Origin of the sequence: Variovorax sp. PBL-H6 (assembly GCF_901827155.1) — a bacterium.
Taxonomy (GTDB): domain Bacteria; phylum Pseudomonadota; class Gammaproteobacteria; order Burkholderiales; family Burkholderiaceae_C; genus Variovorax.
Genome location: NZ_LR594659.1, coordinates 2,444,197 through 2,463,420 on the forward strand (window position 1 = coordinate 2,444,197; position 19,224 = coordinate 2,463,420).

The 19,224-nt window shown below is 68.5% G+C and carries 20 protein-coding genes; 10 read left to right on the forward strand and 10 right to left on the reverse strand.

Features of this window, described 5'->3' with window-relative positions; all coding sequences use genetic code 11:
* Window positions 1–13 precede the first annotated feature (13 nt).
* Window positions 14–412, forward strand: coding sequence for a hypothetical protein (locus G3W89_RS11660; RefSeq protein WP_162574235.1), 399 nt, complete (start codon window positions 14–16; stop codon window positions 410–412).
* Between the two features lie 18 nt (window positions 413–430).
* Here the strand turns inward: G3W89_RS11660 and G3W89_RS11665 are convergent, their stop codons facing one another.
* The 3 genes from G3W89_RS11665 to G3W89_RS11675 form a co-directional block, all read right to left on the reverse strand.
* Window positions 431–2,704: a YadA family autotransporter adhesin gene (locus tag G3W89_RS11665; protein ID WP_162574236.1), complete on the reverse strand. Its 2,274-nt coding sequence runs from the start codon at window positions 2,702–2,704 to the stop codon at window positions 431–433.
* Window positions 2,647–3,177: a hypothetical protein gene (locus G3W89_RS11670; RefSeq protein WP_162574237.1), complete on the reverse strand. Its 531-nt coding sequence runs from the start codon at window positions 3,175–3,177 to the stop codon at window positions 2,647–2,649. The genes G3W89_RS11665 and G3W89_RS11670 overlap by 58 nt, the downstream gene beginning before the upstream one ends.
* Before the next feature lie 204 nt (window positions 3,178–3,381).
* Entirely contained in the window at window positions 3,382–4,776 is a 1,395-nt protein-coding gene (locus G3W89_RS11675; protein ID WP_332107440.1) for an MFS transporter, read from the reverse strand.
* Between the two features lie 138 nt (window positions 4,777–4,914).
* Here G3W89_RS11675 and G3W89_RS11680 point away from each other — a divergent pair, with 138 nt between their 5' ends.
* On the forward strand, window positions 4,915–5,583 hold the full coding sequence (locus tag G3W89_RS11680; protein ID WP_162574238.1) for an alpha/beta hydrolase: 669 nt from the start codon (window positions 4,915–4,917) through the stop codon (window positions 5,581–5,583).
* A 114-nt stretch (window positions 5,584–5,697) separates the two neighbouring features.
* A complete protein-coding gene (gshA, locus tag G3W89_RS11685) occupies window positions 5,698–7,275 on the forward strand; it encodes a glutamate--cysteine ligase (protein WP_162574239.1) in 1,578 nt (525 codons plus the stop codon).
* Here the strand turns inward: gshA and G3W89_RS11690 are convergent.
* Window positions 7,270–8,292, reverse strand: coding sequence for an ornithine cyclodeaminase (locus tag G3W89_RS11690; RefSeq protein WP_162574240.1), 1,023 nt, complete (start codon window positions 8,290–8,292; stop codon window positions 7,270–7,272). The genes gshA and G3W89_RS11690 overlap by 6 nt on opposite strands.
* Before the next feature lie 141 nt (window positions 8,293–8,433).
* Here G3W89_RS11690 and G3W89_RS11695 point away from each other — a divergent pair, with 141 nt between their 5' ends.
* Together G3W89_RS11695 and G3W89_RS11700 are read left to right on the forward strand one after the other, a co-directional pair.
* Complete coding sequence (locus tag G3W89_RS11695) at window positions 8,434–8,811, forward strand: response regulator (protein ID WP_162574241.1); 378 nt, start codon at window positions 8,434–8,436, stop codon at window positions 8,809–8,811.
* Between the two features lie 93 nt (window positions 8,812–8,904).
* Window positions 8,905–9,834, forward strand: a complete 930-nt coding sequence (locus tag G3W89_RS11700) for an aminotransferase class IV (protein ID WP_162574242.1) — start codon at window positions 8,905–8,907, stop codon at window positions 9,832–9,834.
* Here G3W89_RS11700 and G3W89_RS11705 read toward each other — a convergent pair.
* Window positions 9,737–10,924 (reverse strand): acyltransferase family protein, encoded by a 1,188-nt coding sequence (locus tag G3W89_RS11705; RefSeq protein ID WP_232076474.1) that lies wholly within the window; start codon window positions 10,922–10,924, stop codon window positions 9,737–9,739. The genes G3W89_RS11700 and G3W89_RS11705 overlap by 98 nt on opposite strands.
* A gap of 140 nt (window positions 10,925–11,064) precedes the next feature.
* Here G3W89_RS11705 and G3W89_RS11710 point away from each other — a divergent pair, with 140 nt between their 5' ends.
* Both G3W89_RS11710 and ylqF read left to right on the forward strand, forming a co-directional pair.
* The gene (locus G3W89_RS11710; protein ID WP_162574244.1) at window positions 11,065–11,955 is read left to right on the forward strand and encodes a LytTR family DNA-binding domain-containing protein; all 891 of its coding nucleotides are present in this window, start codon (window positions 11,065–11,067) and stop codon (window positions 11,953–11,955) included.
* Window positions 11,956–12,020: 65 nt separating this feature from the next.
* Window positions 12,021–12,974, forward strand: a complete 954-nt coding sequence (gene ylqF, locus G3W89_RS11715) for a ribosome biogenesis GTPase YlqF (RefSeq protein ID WP_162574245.1) — start codon at window positions 12,021–12,023, stop codon at window positions 12,972–12,974.
* Here the strand turns inward: ylqF and G3W89_RS11720 are convergent.
* Window positions 12,971–13,510, reverse strand: a complete 540-nt coding sequence (locus G3W89_RS11720; RefSeq protein ID WP_232076476.1) for a sigma factor-like helix-turn-helix DNA-binding protein — start codon at window positions 13,508–13,510, stop codon at window positions 12,971–12,973. The two genes, ylqF and G3W89_RS11720, sit on opposite strands and share 4 nt — an antisense overlap.
* A gap of 7 nt (window positions 13,511–13,517) precedes the next feature.
* Between G3W89_RS11720 and G3W89_RS33280 the strand changes: the two genes are divergently transcribed.
* Both G3W89_RS33280 and G3W89_RS11730 read left to right on the forward strand, forming a co-directional pair.
* Window positions 13,518–13,814, forward strand: a complete 297-nt coding sequence (locus tag G3W89_RS33280; RefSeq protein WP_269475001.1) for a DUF4172 domain-containing protein — start codon at window positions 13,518–13,520, stop codon at window positions 13,812–13,814.
* Window positions 13,815–14,123: 309 nt separating this feature from the next.
* A complete protein-coding gene (locus tag G3W89_RS11730; protein ID WP_162574248.1) occupies window positions 14,124–14,411 on the forward strand; it encodes a putative quinol monooxygenase in 288 nt (95 codons plus the stop codon).
* Here the strand turns inward: G3W89_RS11730 and G3W89_RS33495 are convergent.
* Window positions 14,408–14,539, reverse strand: coding sequence for a hypothetical protein (locus tag G3W89_RS33495; protein ID WP_269474959.1), 132 nt, complete (start codon window positions 14,537–14,539; stop codon window positions 14,408–14,410). The genes G3W89_RS11730 and G3W89_RS33495 overlap by 4 nt on opposite strands.
* Window positions 14,540–14,586: 47 nt before the next feature.
* Window positions 14,587–15,384: a fumarylacetoacetate hydrolase family protein gene (locus G3W89_RS11735; RefSeq protein WP_162574249.1), complete on the reverse strand. Its 798-nt coding sequence runs from the start codon at window positions 15,382–15,384 to the stop codon at window positions 14,587–14,589.
* Window positions 15,385–15,513: 129 nt separating this feature from the next.
* Between G3W89_RS11735 and G3W89_RS11740 the strand changes: the two genes are divergently transcribed.
* Window positions 15,514–16,143 (forward strand): substrate binding domain-containing protein, encoded by a 630-nt coding sequence (locus G3W89_RS11740; protein ID WP_162574250.1) that lies wholly within the window; start codon window positions 15,514–15,516, stop codon window positions 16,141–16,143.
* A 77-nt stretch (window positions 16,144–16,220) separates the two neighbouring features.
* Here G3W89_RS11740 and G3W89_RS11745 read toward each other — a convergent pair whose 3' ends face one another.
* Together G3W89_RS11745 and G3W89_RS11750 are read right to left on the reverse strand one after the other, a co-directional pair.
* Window positions 16,221–17,468 carry a restriction endonuclease subunit S gene (locus G3W89_RS11745; protein WP_162574251.1) on the reverse strand — a complete coding sequence of 416 codons (1,248 nt, stop codon included), beginning with the start codon at window positions 17,466–17,468 and terminating at the stop codon, window positions 16,221–16,223.
* Between the two features lie 38 nt (window positions 17,469–17,506).
* Window positions 17,507–19,174: an HsdM family class I SAM-dependent methyltransferase gene (locus G3W89_RS11750; protein ID WP_162574252.1), complete on the reverse strand. Its 1,668-nt coding sequence runs from the start codon at window positions 19,172–19,174 to the stop codon at window positions 17,507–17,509.
* Window positions 19,175–19,224: the final 50 nt, after the last annotated feature.

Consider the following 19,224-nt stretch of genomic DNA (forward strand, 5'->3'; position numbering starts at 1 on the left):
AGATCTCGAGACCATGGGACTTCTCCGCCATTGCCTTCCCGCCGTCCTGTGGCTCGCCGCCGCCACGGCCGGTGCCCAGCAGCCGCCGCAGTCCGTCGAGCGCTTCCCGGCCGCCGCCATGAGCTTCCTCGGCGGCGAGCTGCCGGCGATGGAGGCGGCCATCGCGGCGCGGGACCGCGACTATTTCGAGGAGGCGATGTCCCGCATGCTGGATTTCTCCAGCAGCTGGGGCTTCAAGTCGCAGGACAACCCGGCCCTGAGCCGCTTTCCGATGTGCACCGAGGCGGTGTCGGATTTCCTGGTGGTCGGCATGTGCCGCATCATGACCACCGCCGACGCCTGCGAACCCGCGCTGGCTTCGCGCTTCGACACCAACCTGCGCAAGTGCCGCGAACTCGCGTCGGGGCAGTGAGAGGCGCAGGGCTGCAGTTCAGTCGTTGAAGCGGAAGGAAAATCCCGCACGCACCACGGCATCGTTGCCGGTCGTGCCCACCCCCACGCTGAAGCGCGTACGTGCATCGGATGCCACGTGGACCACGCCGAGCGCGATGGCGCCATAGCCACGATAGCCGCCGATGCCGGCAAAGCCCGCCGTCTCGCCTGGCTTGAGGTCGGGCACGCCCTCTGCGAGGGCTGCGGTCATGGCCACACCGCGGTAGGCATTGGCGGCCACCGCCTGCAGTTCGCGCTGTGCATTGGCGGCCACTGCCTGCAGATCGCGTTGGTTGTTGGCGGCCATCGTCTGTAGATCGCGTTGGGTGTTGGCGACCATCGTCTGCAGGTCCCGGTTCGCATTGTTGGACACCGATTGCAACTGGTCCATGTTCACCGCGTCGGTTCCGGCCGTGCCCGGTGCGAGATTGGTGATTTGTCGCTCTCCGCCCGACCGTCCGACGGAGACCGTATTGGCACGCGCCGCCAGCGACGAATCGCCCAGTGCGACGCTGTTGGGCGCCAGCGCCGTAGCGTTGGCGCCGTAGGCGGCGGCATTCGGCGATGCGACCTGCGCGTTGGCGCCGACGGCGATGGCGCCGGGGGCCCCGGACGCGATGCGCGACTGGGCGCCGATCGCGATGGCTGCCGGCGCCGACTCGGCGACGGCCGCGTGGAAGCCGACCGCCACGGCGCCCGGCGAGGCAACCTCCGCGCGGGTGCCGCCTACGAATGCGCCGTCGGCCGTGGCCCGCGCCTGATAGCCGATCACCGTGTCGAGCGCACGCGCCTGGCTGCCGGCACCGATGGCGGTGCTGCCCGCTCCGAGCGCGGAAGCGGCATGACCCATGGCCGCGGAATCCGTGGCTGCCGCGTTGCTGGCCGCGCCCATGGCCGTGGAGCGCAAGCCGGTCGCCAACGCGGAAGCGCCGGCTGCGGTACTGTCGTCCTGCACAGCCTGCGAGCCCGTGCCCACGGCGCTCGCCTGGTTGCCCGACGCGAGCGCGTCGGCGCCATAGGCGCTCGCTTGCGCGCCGATGGCCTGCGAACTGCGGCCCGTTGCGGTTGTCCGCGTCATGCTGGCCAGGCTGCCCTGGCCCGACGCAGTGGCCCCGTCGCCCGATGCACGCGCGCCTTGTCCGGTAGCTGATGCGTCGTCGCCGTCCGCCAGGCTCGACTGGCCGGTCGCGGTCGCATTCGTGCCTGTGGCTCGGGCGCCTTGGCCGTTGGCCGTGGCGCCCACCGCCGTAGCGCGGCTGCTCTGGCCGGTTGCGGTTGCGCCGGCAGCCGTGGCGTAAGCACTCTGTCCGGTGGCCGTCGTGTTGACGTCCGACGCAACGCTCGCCTGGCCGCTGGCAGTCGCGTTCAGCGCGCTCGCCCGGCTGCCCTGACCGGTCGCGGTTGCATTCGTGTCCGTGGCCTGGGCGTTCTGGCCGGCAGCGGTTGAATTCTGCGCGGTTGCCTGGCTGGCTTGGCCCGCGGCGGTCGCAGCGGTCCCCGTTGCAGAGGCCCCCTGTCCGCTGGCCGAGGCGTCCTGCGCAGTCGCGCGGCTGCCTTGGCCCAAGGCAGTGGCACGAACCGCGGTGGCTTGTGCATCCTGGCCCCCGGCCGTGGCGTTCTCCCCGGCGGCACGGCTGCCCCCGCCGATTGCGGTGGTGCCGGTGGCGATGGCTTGGGCTCCCTGACCCGTAGCGGTCGCGCCCTGCGCAGTCGCGCGGCTGGCCTGGCCGACGGCCGTTGCACCGGTGGCCGTGGCGCGTGCGTCCTGGCCCGTGGCGGTGGTGTCGTCAGCGGTCGCGCGGCTGCCTTGGCCTACGGTGGTCGAGCGGGTGCCTGTGGCCTGCGCATCCTGGCCCAGTGCGGTGGCATCGGCCTGGGTCGCGCTGGCGCCGGCGCCAACGGCTGTTGCGCGGGCAGCGGTTGCCTGGCTTCCCGCTCCGACCGCGGTCGTGTCGCTTCCGGTTGCCTGCGCATCGGTCCCCAGGACCGTGGAAGTCCCCGTGCTGGCGATGCTGCCATTGCCGATGGCAATTGCGTCCGGGTCAGCCGTCTGCGCCGCCCGGCCATTGCTGTCGCCAAGGCCGGAGACCGCGCCGCCGCCCAGCGTGATGCCGGGCGCATAGGTCTGCCCATCGGCGTTGCCGAGGCGAAGCGCGCCGCCCATGGCCGAGACGCCTTGCGAGGCCTCGAGCGAATTGACTGACGCGGCTCCCGTCACATCGACCCGACCGGCCACGGCAAGGTTGTTGTTGAAGATGGAGTCGCCAGACACGTTGGCGCCGCCCGCCTGGACCGTGACGTACCCGTGAAGGCCTGTTCGCAGTTGGGGAGCCCGCGGGCCTCTTCGTCGAGATCGGTCAGCTCCTTGTTGCTGACCTGGCCCGCGATGGCGACGCCGAGGCCTGCGAGATTGGCGCCCGCCGCGGCGGCCTGGGCCACGATGCCCGGGATTTCAGCAGCGATGATGATTGCCCCGGCGGCTTCCACAGCCAGACCGGCGATATCGGCGATCGCCGCCGCCGATTGGGTGGCCAACAGACCTGCATTCAGATCATTGACCGTTCGCTGGACCTGGATGGCCCGGTCATCCAGCTGCTGTGCGCAGCTGGCTTGGCCGAGGCCCACTTGGGTCGTGCTTGTCGTGACATCGGGAGGCGTTGGGGGCCCCGCCTTCGGCCCCGCGGAAATCTGCGTTTGTGCGTGCGCCGTGCCGAGGCCCAGACAGGCAGTCAAGCCAAGCAGCATTGCCAGAGATCGAAGCTGTCCGGGCCGCGCCAGGCCCTTCTGTTGCGTCCAAGCACTATTAACCATTTGTTTGACAACCAAAAGTCCGCAATGGTGCGGAACCATCGAGGCGACGCGGCCTCGTTGTCACAATTGATCAGGCTCCGCAGTCCACCTGGAAGGCCAGTCCGGTGCAGGAGGCGCAGACGTGGCTGGGTGGCGCTGCTATGCGCGTGCGGTCCTCGAAGCGGTTTCGGGATCGGGCCGGTGGGCATCAGCGTCGTCGATGTCGCGCCCCGTGAAGTCCTTGAGCCACAGCAAGCCCAGCAGCGACACCAGCGTCATGCCGAGCAGGTACCACGCCGGTGCCAGCTTGTTGCCGCTCGCGCCCACCAGCCAGGTGCTGACAAAGGGCGAGAAGCCGCCGAAGAGTGCCACGCCCACGCTGTAGACCAGCGACATGCCGCTGGCGCGCACATGCTTGGGGAACATCTCCGGGAGCATCGTGATGGTGGGCACGGTCTGCACCACCAGCGCGGTGCTCAGCAGCCCGACCACGATGAACAGCACGGCCGGCGTGGGCGAGGCATTGAGCCACCAGAAAGCGGGGTAGATCATGAGCGCCATGGCGACGCGGCCCCAGACGATCAGCGGCTTGCGCCCGACGCGATCGGAAGCGACGCCCACCAGCGGCGCCAGCACGAAGGACAGCAGGCCCGTGAGCACCGCGCCGAGCAGCGCCACCGTGGGCGGCAGGCCCAGCTCGCGCACCGCATAGGTCGGCATGTAGAAGGTCACCACATAGGCCGCGGCAGTGCCCCCGAGCACGCTGAGGATGGCGGCCAGCACGGTGCGCCCGTGTTCGCTGCACACCTCGGCGATGCTGCTGCGCCGTTCGGTTGCGGCCGGCGTTCCCGCGGTCTCCAGCGATTCGTCGAGATGGCGGCGGATGTACATGCCCACCGGTGCGATCAGCATCCCGATGAAGAAAGGTACGCGCCAGCCCCACGCTTCCATCCCCTGAGGGCCCAGCGACGCGGTCAGGCCGCCGGCCACTGCCGCGCCGAGCAGGATGCCCAGTCCCTGGCTCGCGAACTGCCAGCTTGCCATGTAGCCGCGATTGGCGGGCGTCGCATGCTCGACCAGCAGCGTGGTGGAAGCGCCGACCTCGCCGCCCGCGGAGAACCCCTGGAGCAGCCGCGCCAGCACGATCAGGATCGGCGCCGCGACGCCGATCTGCGCATAGGTGGGTGCGAAGGCGATCATGGCGCAGCCCAGTGCCATCAGGAAGATGGTGAGCGTCATGGCCTTCTTGCGGCCCGCGCGGTCGGCGTAGGCGCCGATCACGATGCCGCCCAGTGGCCTCATGATGAAGCCGACACCGAAGCTGCCCACCGTGAGCAGGAGCTGGCCGTAGCTGTTGAAGGTGGGGAAGAAGAGCTTGCCGATTACCAGGGCCAGGAAGCCGTAGATGGTGAAGTCGAAGAACTCGAGGCCGTTGCCGATGGTGGTGGCGACGATGGTCTTGCGCCGGCTCATTGGCGTCGCTTCGCCTGTCGCTCCGGTGCGATGAGCCTTCGGAGCGGCCGTGAGGCTCGTGGGCGAATGTTGCTGGGTCATCTGGGCTCCTCTTGTTGTGATGGCGGCGGTGCCGACACCTCGAGGATATCGGCAACTGTTGACATTCACGAAGCCGAGCCGCCTCCAGGCTGTCGATGCGGCACACTTCCGCCATCCACGCAACAAACTCTTCCGCCCATGTCCCTCGCCCCCATCGAGATCGAAACCGCTCCCAACCCGAATGCCACCGTGCTCCTGATGCATGGGCTGGGCGCCGACGGCAATGATTTCGTGCCCATCGCCAGCGAGCTCGACCTCTCGGCTGTCGGCCCGGTGCGTTTCGTGTTCCCCAACGCGCCGGTGATCCCGGTCACCATCAACGGCGGCTACCGCATGCCGGCCTGGTACGACATCGCCGCGCCCGACCTGGTCAAGCGGGAGGACGAGGCCGGCCTGCGCCGGTCGCAGGCTGCGATCGAGGCGCTGATCGCCAACGAGAAGCAGCGCGGGATCCCGGCCGGGCGCATCGTGGTCGCCGGCTTCTCCCAGGGCTGCGCGATGGCGCTGATGACCGGACTGCGGCATGCCGAGCGGCTGGCCGGCATCGTCGGGCTCTCGGGTTACCTGCCGCTGGCCGCGACCACCGCTGCCGAGCGCCACGCGGCCAACCATGACGTACCGATCTTCCTCGGCCACGGCACCCGCGACGGCGTGGTGCAGATCGAGCGTGCCCGCGCATCGCGCGATGCGCTCGCGGCGCTGGGCCATGCCGTCGAATGGCACGAGTACCCGATGGAGCACTCGGTGTGCATGGAGGAGGTTGCCGACCTCAATCGCTTCTTGCTGCGCGTCCTCGCCACGACCTGACATCGGGATCGGCGCTATAGCAGAAAGGGCGTTGGCGCTTTAAATACGGGTGTCAGCAGGCTGTCCGCGGCCGTGCTACCTTCCGGCCCACAACGATTCACCGGTCATGACGACATGAGCAAACTACCGGAGCGCCTGGGAGCGCTCGCACCAGCGCGCCTGAAGGGAGTCCGCCGAGGGATCGAGAAGGAGAGCCTGCGCGCGCAGCCCGACGGCAAGCTGGCGGCGACGCCACATCCCGCCGCCCTCGGGTCGGCGCTGACCCACCCGCACATCACGACCGATTTCAGCGAGTCGCAGCTGGAGTTGATCACTGGCGTGCACGCCGACGTCGAGACCTGCCTGGCCGAACTCGCGGAGGTCCACCAGTTCACCTATCGCGCGCTCGCGGAGGCCGGCGACGAGCGGCTGTGGGTGTCGAGCATGCCCTGCGGCCTGCCGCCGGACGAGACCATCCCGATCGGGCGCTACGGGTCCTCGAACGTGGGCCGCGCCAAGAGCGTCTATCGCATGGGCCTGAGCCACCGCTACGGGCGGCGCATGCAGACCATCTCCGGCATCCACTACAACTGGTCGATGCCCGACGTCTCGAGCGCGGAGTACTTCGCGCTGATCCGCAACTTCCGCCGCCATGCCTTCCTGCTGCTGTACCTGTTCGGTGCCTCGCCGGCCCTGTGCTCGAGCTTCGTGGCAGGGCGCGCGCACGAGCTGAAGCCGCTGGGCGAGGGCGCCGTGCACATGCCTTACGGCACTTCGCTGCGCATGGGGCGGCTCGGCTACCAGAGCGAGGCCCAGGCTTCGCTGGCGGTGAGCTACAACAGCCTCGATGGCTATGCCGCCTCGCTGCAGGACGCGCTGACCCGGCCCTGGCCGGCCTACGAGGCGATCGGCATCCAGAACCTGGGCGGCGAGTACAACCAGCTCGCCACCAGCCTGCTGCAGATCGAGAACGAGTTCTACGGCACGATCCGCCCCAAGCGCGTGATCTTCCCCGGCGAGCGGCCGCTGCATGCGCTGCGCGAGCGCGGCGTCGAATACGTCGAGGTGCGGCTGATGGACCTCGATCCCTTCGAGCCCCTGGGCATCAATGCCTCGACCATGCGCTTCCTGGACGTCTTCCTGCTGCACTGCCTCCTGGCCGACAGCCCGCCCGATACGCGCGAGGAGATCGCCGAACTGGCGCAGAACCAGCATCTCACGGCCGCGTGCGGACGCGAGCCGGGGCTGCAGCTGCTGCGCGGGGGCCGCGAGGTGGCGCTGACCGACTGGGGCGCCGAACTGCTGGAGGGCTGCGTCCCCATTGCCGCCGCGCTGGACGCGGCCCATGGCGGCGGCCACCATGCCGAGGCGGTGCGCGCCGCCCAGAAGGCGCTGGCCGAGCCGGCCTTGCTGCCTTCGGCGCGCGTGCTCGAGGCGATGGCGCGCTCGCACGGCAATTCCTTCATCGACTTCGTGCGCGCCCGTTCCGAAGAGACGCGCGCCGCGCTGCTGGCACTGCCTTTCAGCCCCGAGCAGCAGGCGCGCTTCGAGCGCGCGACGCAGGAATCCATCGAGGCACAGAAGCAGATCGAGGCGGCCGACACCATGCCCTTCGAGATCTACCGCGAGCAGTACGTCTCGCCCGCGCGCCTCGGCTTCAAGAAGCACTGGATCGACTCGCCCCAGATCGTCACCCAGCCGGCTGCGCTATGAGGCGATGAGGCGGAACAGGTCCTTGGGGTCGCCGTCCGGCGGCGCAAGGGCGATGTCCTGTCCCACGCCATGCTCCAGCGCAAGCCGGTGGACCAGGCGCAGCGCGGAGTAGTCTTCCAGCGCGAAGCCTACCGAGTCGAAGACCGTCACCTGCCCGTCGTGCTGCCGTCCAGGCTCGGCGCCTGCGAGCACCCGCCAGAGCTCGACCACCGGAAAGTCGGCCGGCAACTGCTGAATCTCGCCTTCGATGCGCGTCTGCGGCGCGTATTCGACGAAGACCCGCGCGGCCTTCAGCACATCGACGTGCAACTCGGTCTTGCCGGGGCAGTCGCCGCCGACCGCGTTGATGTGCATGCCCGGCTCGATCATGCCGGCCGTGAGGAGGGTCGCGCGCGCCTTGCGTGCCGTCAGCGTGCTCACGACGTGCGCGCCGCGGACCGCCTCGGCGATGCCGGCCGCGCGCTGCACGCGCAGGTCCGGATACGCCGCCAGGTTGCGTACCAGCTTGTCGGTCGCGGCCGGATCGAGGTCGTAGACCCTCACCTCGTCTACACCGAGCAGCGCATGGAAGGCCAGGGCCTGGAACTCGGCCTGGGCGCCGTTGCCGATCAGCGCCATGCTGCGTACGCCCGGCCGGGCGACCGCCTGCGCCGCGAGCGCCGACATGGCCGCGGTGCGCAGCGCGGTGGTGAGCGTGAGCTCGGCGAGCAGCAGCGGAAAGCCGGTCTCCACCTCGGCAAGTACGCCGAACGCCATCACCGTGGGCAGGCCACGGCCCGTATTGGCAGGATGGCCGTTGACGTACTTGAAGGCATAGTGCCGCGCGTCGGATACCGGCATCAGCTCGATCACGCCCAGCGCCGAATGGCTGGCGAGGCGGGCCGACTTGTCGAACTCGGGCCAGCGCAGGAAATCCTCGCGCAGGGTCTGCGCCAGTGTCGCGAGGAAGCGAGGCGCTCCCATCGCCCTGACGAGGGCTGACAAGGCGTGGATGTCGACGAAGCGTGTGGTTGCCATGTTTGAAAGAAACTTGAGTATTAGTGGGGTAGGCGCTCACCTACCCGCGTTGAACCCGATGACTCACCAAGCTGTCGTTGTCGCGCCCGATCATGGACAAAGACAAAGATCCCAACAACCGTTTCGTTTCCCGAAGCCACCATGACGTTCAAAACCTACCTGGTCGAAGACAACCCCGTGATCCGGGAGAACCTCGTAGGCTTCCTGGAGGACATCGCGGATGCCACCGTCGTGGCCCATGCCGCGGGAGAACGAGAGGCAGTCGACTGGCTGGACCACCATCGCGACGGCTGGGACATGGCCATCGTCGACCTGTTCCTGCAGGAAGGCAACGGGCTGGGCGTGGTCGATGCCGTTCGCCGGCGTGGCGCGCACCAGAAAGTGGTGGTGCTGAGCAACTACGCCACGCCGGACATGCGCGCCCGGTCGAAGGCGCTCGGCGCCGATGCCTTCTTCGACAAGTCGGCCGAGATCGAACTGCTGCTCGACTACTGCGAGAAGCTGAGCCACCGGAACTGAGCGGCAGCGCCGCGGCACCGGTCGCTGCAGACGGGCTTGACCTCGGGGGTGCTTCACCCCTTGAATCGGGGGAAAACCAAGGAGCCCCCATCCGTGTCTGCCGCCCCCAATCCGCTCTCCGATGGTGTCGCCTTCGTGCGCGGCGCCTATGTCCCGATCGCCGAGGCCGCGATCCCCATCACCGATTGGGGCTTCCTGCGCTCCGATGCCACCTACGACGTGGTCACCGTGTGGGATGGCGCCTTCTTCCGTCTCGACGCGCACCTGGAGCGGTTCATGCGCAGTTGCGAGCGCTTTCGCCTCGACCCGGGCCTCACGCCGGCGCAGATCACCGAAGTGCTGTCCGAGTGCGTGCGGCGCAGCGGCCTGGGCGATTCCTATGTGGAAATGATCGTCACGCGCGGACAGCCGCCCTGGGGCTCGCGCGACCCGCGCCAGGCGGTGAACCGCTTCTATGCCTTCGCGGTGCCCTTTGTCTGGATCGCCAACGAGGCGCAGCGCGAGCGCGGCCTGCATCTGAAGGTGAGCGCAGTCCAACGCATCCCCGCCGGCTCAGTCGACCCGACCGCCAAGAACTACCACTGGAACGACCTCACCATGGGCCTGCTCGGCGCGCTCGACGCCGGTGCCGACACGGTGGTGCTGAGCGATGCCCAGGGCAACGTGGTCGAAGGGCCGGGTTTCAACATCTTCTGCGTGAAGAACGGGGCGCTCGTCACGCCGAAGGAAGGTGTGCTCGAAGGCATCTCGCGCCGCACCGTGATCGAGATTGCCCGCGGACTCGATCTGCCGCTCGAACTGCGCGCCTTGCCGGCCGAGGAACTTCGCGGCGCCGACGAGGCCTTTCTCACGAGCTCGGGCGGCGGCCTGCTGCCGGTCACGCGCGTGGACGACCGGGTGCTCGGCACGGGCCGGCCGGGGCCGCTTACCCAGCGCCTGCTTGCCGTCTACTGGGACTTGCATCGCGATCCGGCCTACAGCCAGCCCATCGACTTTTCCCGAACAGGGGCCGCAGCCAGCTGATTCGGCGGATCAGGCCATCGGTCAGGAGCCAGCAGCCTCCGATGGTGAAAGCGAGCAGCAGCAGCGGTTCGAGCACCGGCCCCAGCCGCCAGGGCGCCAGCAGCACGGCGCCCGCCACGATCAAGGTCTGGTGCAGCATGTACCAGGGATAGACCGACTCGTTGGCCCTGTACAGCCAGGGCCAGGGGCGGTCGAGATGACGGCGGGCGAAGCCCAGGATGGCGGCGATCGCGGTCCACAGGTAGAAGGCCCGGAGCCCGCGCAGCAGCCAGGCCTCTCCGCCGGCTGCACGGAGCGCCAGGTAGGCAGTGACGAAGCCCAGCGCCAGCGCCAGCGCCCAAGCGCGCAGGCGTTCGAGTTCCCGCCACAGGCCGTCATCGATGCCCATCCAGTAGCCGTACAGGAAGACCGTGAAGTAGAGCGGGTGCAGGTAGCCGTCGTGGATCAGGTCGTGGGTGGCCGGGAAGCGCGGCGCCAGTACCAGCGCGTAGAGCAGCAGCGGCAGCGCGGGCAGCACCAGCAGGCGCCAGCGCCGCAGCCCGGTGAAGACGGCGCGCAACCGGTGCCCGGCGTCCGAGTCCAGCAGCGGCTGCAGCAGCGCGACCGCGGCGGTGTAGACGAAGAGGTAGGGCAGGTACCACAGGTGGTTCCAGGTCATGCCGAAATCCGAGCCCGCGAAGGCGCCCTTCGGCCACGGCCCCATCTTCAGGTATCGCAGCATGAAGTCGCTGAACCCCGGCGCGACCAAGCCGCGCGCCAGCGCCTCGGCGTAGGCCTGGTACGGGACCACCACCGTCATGCCGAAGACCAGCGGCAGCAGGAGGCGCAAGGCACGTTGGCGGATCAGGGCCAGCGGGCCCCTGCCGCGGAGCAGGAAACCCAGCGCCACGCCGGAGACCAGGAACACCAGGTCCATGCGCCAGATGTTGACCACCTGCATCGGCGTCTGCAGCCACGCCGCGGCGTGCGGACTCTTCAGGTGCCAGGGCCAGTCGGCGACGTAGTACATGCCCACGTGGTAGAGGATCAGCAGGCCGAAGGCCAGTGCGCGCAGCGCGTCGATGTCGTGGCGGCGGGTTTCGGGGGTCACGGCGGCTCCAGGTGTTCGAAGAGAGCCATGCTCGGCGCGGCTCGTGCCTGATGGGGCGCCGAAGTGACGATCCGCCGGGCTCTTGGGACGAACGGCGGCCCGCAGGGACGAATCCGGCCCGGATTCAGGAGAATGCCGCCATGCCCGAGATCCCCGGCCAGACCCCGAAGAACCTGTTCGAGCGCTACCAGCCCTACCGCCGGCGAGCCGAAGTCGCCTTCTGGGTGCTGTTGATGGCATTGCAAGCCGCCTTCAACTGCGTGGTCGCGGTGATCGACGCCGATCGCGCCGGACGGGCGCTTCCGACCTGGCAGCCGGTGACCTGGGAGTTGTCCAGCCACCTGGTGCTGCTGGCGCTGGTGCCGGCCGTCGTCGCCTTCGAGCGCCGCTTTCCGCTCGGCTTCGCCGGCTTCGCCCGCAATCTGCCGTGGCACCTGGCGGGCAGCGTGGTCTTCAGCCTGCTGCACGTGGCAGGCATGGTGGCCTTGCGCAAGGTCGCCTATGCCTCGTCCGGTGGGCGTTACGACTTCGGCGGGGCCGAGCAGTGGGTGTACGAATACCTGAAGGACGTGCGCGTCTACGCGCTGTTCCTGATCGCGATCCTGAGCTACCGCCTGTTCATGCTGCGGCTGCAGGGCGAAGCGCGCGTGCTCGATCCGCCGGAGGAACCCGCCGGCACGGCGCCGCCTGCGCCGGAGCAGCCGACTGCGGCGCGGCCGGAGCGCTTCCTGGTGCGCAAGCTGCGGCGCGAATTCCTGATCGCGGCCAGCGACATCGACTGGCTGCAGGCCCAGGGCAACTACGTCGGCCTGCGCGTCAAAGGGCACGACTACCTGCTGCGCGCCACGCTGACCGACTTCCTGGCCCAGCTCGACCCCTCGCGCTATGCGCGCGTGCACCGCAGCTACGCCGCCAACCTGGACCGCGTGGCCGAGATCGAGCCGCTGGAAGGCGGCGATGCACGCCTGCTGATGCAGGATGGCACGCGCATCCCCTGCAGCCGTCGGTATCGCGACGCGCTGCGCGCCTGAGCCGCACGGCCAGGCACCGGTGACAATCCTGCCTTCCCCGACGCCCGAGCAAGAAAGAAGTCCCGATGGCCATCCAGTGGTTCCCCGGCCACATGCACCTGACCCGGAAGGCCATTGCCGAACGCATTGCCGAGATCGACGTCGTCATCGAACTGCTCGATGCGCGACTGCCCGGTTCCAGCGCCAACCCGATGCTTGCCGAGCTGACCGGCCACAAGCCGGGTCTCAAGGTGCTCAACAAGCAGGACCTGGCCGATCCCGAGCGCACCGCATCATGGCTGGCCCACTACAACGCGCAGCCGGCCACGCGCGCCATCGGCCTCGATGCCAGCCAGACGGCACCCGCGCGCCGTCTCGTCGACGCCTGCCGCGAACTGGCGCCACAGCGCGGCGGCATGGCCAAGCCGATGCGGGTGCTGATCTGCGGCATTCCCAACGTGGGCAAGTCCACGCTGATCAACACGCTCGTCGGCACCCGCAAGGCCAAGACCGGCGACGAGGCCGGTGTCACCAAGCTGGAGCAGCGCATCGTGCTGGCCGACGGTTTCTACCTCTGGGACACGCCCGGCATGCTGTGGCCGCGCATCATCGTGGCGCAGAGCGGCTACAACCTCGCCGCCAGCGGCGCGATCGGCCGCAATGCCTTCGACGAGGAGCTGGTGGCATTGGAGCTGCTGGGCTACCTCAAACGGCACTACGCCGGGCTGCTCGAGGCGCGCTTCAGGCTGGATGCGGTCGCCGGGCTTGGCGACGACGAACTGCTCGAGGCCATCGGCCGCCAGCGCGGCGCACTGCTGGGCGGTGGCCGTGTCAACCTCCAGAAGGCGGCCGAGATCGTGATGAACGAGTTTCGCAGCGGCAGCCTGGGGCGCATCACGCTGGAGACGCCCGGGGAGTTCGTGCAATGGCTGGCCGCGGGGCAGTTGCTGGATGCGCAGCGGCAGGCGAAGAAGGAGGCACGGGGGCGAAAGAAGAACGCGCTGCCGAGCCGCGAAGACGCGCCGCCCGGCGATGCCTAAGCCGGCGTGAACCGGGCTTCCTGCGCGATGTAGGGCACATAGCGGAAGTCCCGGATTCCGACCACGCGATCCTCCCGCCAGACCAGCTCGACGAAGTAGCCGGGTTGCTCGGCCCCAGGTGCCTGATACACCCCCAGCACCTCGCGCCCATCGAGCCAGCCCGGCACCAGGTGCCAGCCCACAATGCCTGCGTAGTTGGTGAAGTAGAGCGCCACATCGCGCCGCCCGGCCGCCTTGCGCCGCGAGACCAGGTCCAGCCGCACATCGTCTGCCAGCATGGCGCGCACGCCGTCCCAGTCAGGGGCATTGAACAGCTGCGCATAGCGCAGCAGCGCCGGCTGAACAGCGCGTGCCGGCGCGGGCGGCGCGCTGGTTTCGGAGAGCTGGCGCAGCAACGTGCGGCCTCGGTGCAGTGCCGCCTTCACCGCCGGCAGGCTGAGCTCGAGCTCGCTCGCGATCTCTTCCAGCGAATGGTCCAGCACGTCCTTCAGGATCACGCAGCCGCGCTGGGCCGGCGCCTCATGTGGATCTGGCAAGCCGCCGATTGGCCCTCACCTTGAGTTTGATGCGCGGGAACTGCAGCCCGCACTAACCGCCGCGCGCGTGGCCCAAGGGCGCATGCTGGGCATGGCAAGTGGACTGCAATTGGTCGATCTTGGCGAACTGCAACTCACGGGATGGGCATTGGAAGCCGTCGCCACAGCCCAGATCGAGGGCGAGATGCTGCAGATCAACTCCGTGCGCGCGTCGGCCGCGCGTCTGCCTCGCCACTCTGGACCAGATGGAAACGGCAGCGGGCAAAAACGCCTTCTGGCTTGGGCTCCAGGTCGCTCATCCTGATCTGACACCCAGTCAGCGCAAGGTGCTGAACAAGCATCTTCGATGCCCAGCCCGAGGGTTTCGCGGGCGGCATGAGCACCGAGAAGTACAGGGCAATCACGGGCGTTCCCGTGCGACCGCTTATCGGGAGCTCACGCAGCTTTCCGACGCCAGCCTGCTGGAGCGAAGCGGAGAGGGACGTCGCGCGCCTGATGCGCTCGTGCCGCGAGACACAAGCCGCATCTGAGGCGGTACCGGGAAACTCCGGGCCACGAGGTCATCCCGCCGGGTCAAGATGCGCACCAAGAACAATTTTTGGGTGGAGCCGCCATGCACTACGTCCTCGCACGCATTACCGTCAAACCCGAGGTCACGGAGCTCGCGAAATGCCTCCTTCTCGACCTAGTCGCCAAGTCGCGGCAGGACGCGGGCTGCATGGCCTACGAGCTTTTCCAGCAGACCCAGGCGCCCCACGTGTTCCAGACCATCGAGCAATGGAAGGACAGGGCCGATGCCGAGGCGCACATGAAGACGCTGCATGTCGGCGCTGCGCTCGCCGCGGCGGGCCCGCTGCTCGCGGGCGTGCCCGAGATCGTCGCGTACAGCCGGCTCGCCTAGCGGCTCACTGGAGTACCTTCGCCTTCGGCTTCGGTGCTGTTCGACTTCGGAGCGGCCGTGCGGCTCACTGGAGTACCTTCGCCTTCGGCTTCGGTGCTATTCGCCTTCGGAGCGGCCGTGCGGCTCATGCGCGGCGCCTCCGCGCACGACGGCAAGGCCTTGTGGTGCTGGTGAGCTATCGAGGCATGTCCTGCGCTGCCACGAAGTGGTTGCGCAGGCAACCCAGACCGCTGATCCCGACCTCGACCACGTCGCCGGCCTTCAACTTGGGCGACTTGCCGTCGGTGCCCATCCAGATCACGTCGCCCGGGTAGAGCGTGAGGTAGCGCGACATGCGGCTGATGAAGGCGCGGATGCCGAACAGCATGTCGGCCGTCCGGAAATGGGTCCGTACCTCGCCGTTGAGCCGTACGGTGGTCTCGGCCGCATCGAGGTCGAACTCGGTCTCGATCCACGGCCCCATCGGCTTGAAGGTGTCCGTGTTCTTGGAGCGCCAGAAGGTGCGGTCCGATGCCTGCCACAGCCGCTCGCTGACGTCGTTGCCGATGGTGTAGCCCAGCACGCACGAGAGTGCATCGGCTTCGCTCAGGTGCCTGGCCTGCTTGCCGATGACCACGACCAGTTCGCCTTCGTACTCGACCTGCTGCGCGTCCGACGGAATGACGACGGCCTCGCCATGTGCGACGAGCGCGTTGACTGCACGGTAGCCGATGTCGGCCTGCTTGGGCTCCGCGATTCGTTCGCCGGTCTGCTCGGCGTACTCGCGGATGTGCTTGACGTAGTTGAGCCCGGCCGCATAGAAGGTCCTCGGGATCAGCGGGACTTCGAGCTTCACATCGGCCAGCGCGTGCACCGCACCGGTCGGCTCGTGGGCGCCGAAAGGATTTCCGCGGACTGCGCGGATGCAGTCGTCGGACTCGAGGATCCCATAGGCGCTGTCCGCGCCAGGGACAGAGAAATTGACCCACTTCATTCGTCGCTCCCGGTCTATTCGGCCTTGATGTTGGCGCTGCGGATCAATTGCGCCCAGCGCGCGCGATCCTGCCCCAGCCACTCCCGGTACTCGGCGGGGCCGAGGTGTTTCAGTTCGGCGCCCAGCGACTTGAACCTGCATCGGTATCCGGACATCGAGGTCACGGTGGTCCACGATGACGGGCGCTCCGACCTCGTCACCGAGGCGCTCGATCTCTCGATCCGGATCGCGCCCTCGCTCGAGGACGCGAGCTACGTCGCCCAGTCGCTCATGAAGTCGCCGCAGGTGGTGGTGGCCTCGCAGGCGTATCTGAAGCGGCATGGCCGGCCCGCGACGCCCGCTGACCTGGCGCGCCACAACTGCCTGGTGCACATCGTGAAGTCAAGCGCCGGCGTCTGGAAGTTCGCCGGCGACCCGCCGCAGGAGGTGCGCGTTCGCGGTACGGTGCGCTCCAACCTGGGCGATGCCATCAAGCAGGCCGCGCTGCTCGGTACCGGCATCTCGCTCCATCCCTACTACATGGTGTCCGAGGAACTGCGCGCCGGCACGCTCGAGGCGCTGCTGCCCGGCTCGGTCCCCGAGGAACTCGACATCTACGTCGTGTTCTCGACCCGGCGCAACATGCCGACGCGCGTGCGGCATCTGCTGGAATTCCTCAAGGAGTGGTCGCGCGATCCACCCGACTGGGCCTTGCCCGCCGCGCCCGGCGCGACGCGTCGGGGGGCTTCGCGGACGCGGCCTGCGTCCAGTCCGCCTTGAGCCCGGGCCGGCAAATCATCGGACTCCGAACTCCTGCGCGCTCGAGCCCCACCCGCTCGAGGGCATTCAGCCGCCTGCTAGTCCTCGAAGGCGCGCGCCAGAATCGCCGCGAAGGTGTTTTTCGCATGAGCCAGCGCGGCGTCCTGCTGGAGCGCGATGGCATGCAGCGCCGCGATTCGCTGTGCGAAGGCCTCCTGCAGGTGCGCCGCCGGCACCATCACACGCAGCGTGCGCAGCCGCTCCTTGGAAATGTTGGGCATCGAGGCGGCGGTCCCGCTCGCCAGCAGCTTCAGCCCCCTTCGCATGGCCGGCGCCCGCAGCAGCGCCCACAAATAGAGCGGATGCATGCCGGCGTCCGGACGCAGGCGCAGCCGGAAGATCAGATCAGGCAGCAGGATCCGGCCCCGGGTCTCCCACACATAGGCCGGCGTGCCCACCAGGTCCAGCGTGTTCTTGCGGCTGATCAGCAGGTCGCCGGTGCGCACCTCGTTGCGCGGGTCCGGCTGCTCGGTCTCGGGCAGCGTCTTGTGGTCGGACTCGTCGTAGAGCGCGTTCTTCAGCGCGCTCAGCCGCAGCACGCCCCATTCGTTGCCGGTCTTGTGCCGATCATGGCAGCGCGGGCTCTTGCCGCTGTCGATGCCCTCGAGCAGCTCGCCCAGCTTCACCAGCGGCCATGCCTTCGGATTGCTCTGCGGGTCGCCGAACATGTCGGCCAGGAGGGCCGGCACCATCAGCTCGGTCAGCGCGCGCGCCCGGCGCCGCAGGCGCACCATGCTGTCGGCGCAGCCGAGCAGGTCGACCAGGCGGCGCTGCCAGGCCAGTTCGGGCACCCGGATGGCAGCGGCTGCCATGTACGCGGTCGGCACGCGCTGCTGGCCGGCGGTTCCGGTGAGGCTGCGCCTCGCCGCGTTGCGGAAGCGCTGCTGGCGCAGGAAGAAGTAGATCCATTCGGGCAGCACCGCCTCGCGGGCGCGCAGCACGTGAAACTCGGTCGAGCCGAAACCGCGGCCACCGGCCAGGTCGCGAGCAAGGGCGACCTTGCCGTTTTCCATGCACGGCGTGATCTTCGCGAAGAGAACGTCGCCGTCGGCAAAAGGGGTATAGCCCCTCCTCACCTCGCCGAAGGGCCGCACCAAGCGCTGGGCGATGGTGGCGCTGAACTCGTCCACCGCGGCCATCGGCACGAAAGCGACCTCGCTGTGCTCCTGCAGGCCGTGGTCCTTCGGCAGCCTGGGATTGATCTCGCAGACCTCGCCCAGCGTGGCGAGGCGGGCGGGTGGTCTGGTCGAATCACGTTGGCCTTTGGCCAGCCCTGCAATGCTCATCGAATAACTTCCCTGGTCTTGTTTCTGATCTTGTCATTTCACGGATCCAGCTCCGAGAGCAACGCGCGCAGCATCTCGATCTCTTTCTCGATCTCGGCTTCGATGGCGGCGAGTTCGTCGAGGAGCTCGCGCGGGTCCTGGTGTTCGATCTGCGAGGGGCTCATCGGCCGGTAGCGGCTGGCCGAGAGGCCGAAGTCGTTCGCGCGCAGCGCCTCTGCATCGGCGAACCACCATTTCTCGTGCCATTCGGCGGCGGGGTCGCGCGCCTGCCAGCGCGCCCATGCCGCCTCGCGTCCGATGAAGGCCTGCGCGAGCGCGGGCAGGTCGTCGGACTCGATGGGCGTGTCGTGGTTGGCGTCGAGCCGGTAGCCGTCGTCCTCGGCATGCAGGAACATCACGCGTTGCGTGCGGCCGCCCCGGCGGAAGAAGAGCACCGAGGTCTTCACGCCCGAATAGGGCTGGAACACGCCTCCCGGCAGGCTCATCACCGCCTCGACGCAATGCTGCTCGATCAATTGGCTGCGCAGCTCGCGGTGCGCGATCGTGGAACCGAAGAGCACGCCCTCGGGCACCACCACCGCGGCCCGGCCGTCGGGGCGCAGGCTGTCGAGCATGTACTTGAGGAACAGCAACTCGGTCGCGCTGCTGCTGCCGAGCTTCACCTCGTCGACGATGCGGTCCTTGTCGATGCGGCCGGAGAAGGGCGGATTCGCGAGCACGACGTGGAAGCCTTCGCCGGGCATGCCCAGCCGCGTCTTGACCTTTTCATCGAGCAGTGTCGTCAGCACATTGCGCTGCAGGATGCGTACATGGGCCAGGCCGCGCAGCGTGAGGTTCATGGTCGCCAGCCGCACCATCTTCGGGTCGACGTCGTTGCCGAAAAAGCTGCCGCGCTGCAGCGTGGCAAGCTGTGCATCCGAGAGCAGGTCGCCCATGCCCCGACGGTGAGTCTTGCCCTCGAGCTCGGCTTCCACGATGCTGTCTGGAGAAGAGTTGGCCAGCCGCATGTGGTTGTAGGCCGCCACCAGGAAGCCGGCGGTGCCCGCGGCCGGGTCGTAGACGGTCTCGCCCACCTTCGGATCGATCATCTCGACGATGGCGCGGATCACGTGGCGCGGCGTGCGGAACTGGCCCAGCTCGCCGGCCTGCTTCATCTGGCGCAGCACGTGCTCGAACAAGTCGCCCTTGGTGTCCGCATCGGCCTGGTCCAGGCGCAGGTCGCTGACCAGGCGCACGACTTGCGTCAGCACCGTCGGCTCGTCGATGCCCAGGCGCGCGCCGCGCATGAAGTCATGGGCGGAGGCCTCGCCGATCTCGGCGAAGAAGGGAAAGACCTCGTCGCGCACGAAGCGCACCAGCGCCTCGCCCGACAGCGCCTGCGACCACCACGACCAGCGAAAGCGGCTGCGCGGAACGCAGGTCTGGCCGGAGTGCAGGATGGTCACCGACTGCATTGCATCGGGCGCGCCCGGCACATGCGCGTTGGCCGGGTTGCGCAGCTCCCATTCGCCGTCGAACAGGCTGCGGAAGGGAACGTCGAGCACCTCCGCGCGCGCCTTCGCGTCGGCGTCGAGGCCCTGGACCAGGTAGAAGAAGAACAGGAAGCAGAGCTGTTCGGTGTTGCCGACGGGATCCGGATAGCCGCCGCCAAAGAGGTAGTCGCGAATCTGGTCGATCGACCGTCGCATGTCGGCAGTCAGGGGCATGGGGGAAGGGGGCTCGAAAACATTTTGTTGTGGGCGCGAGTCTACGAGGC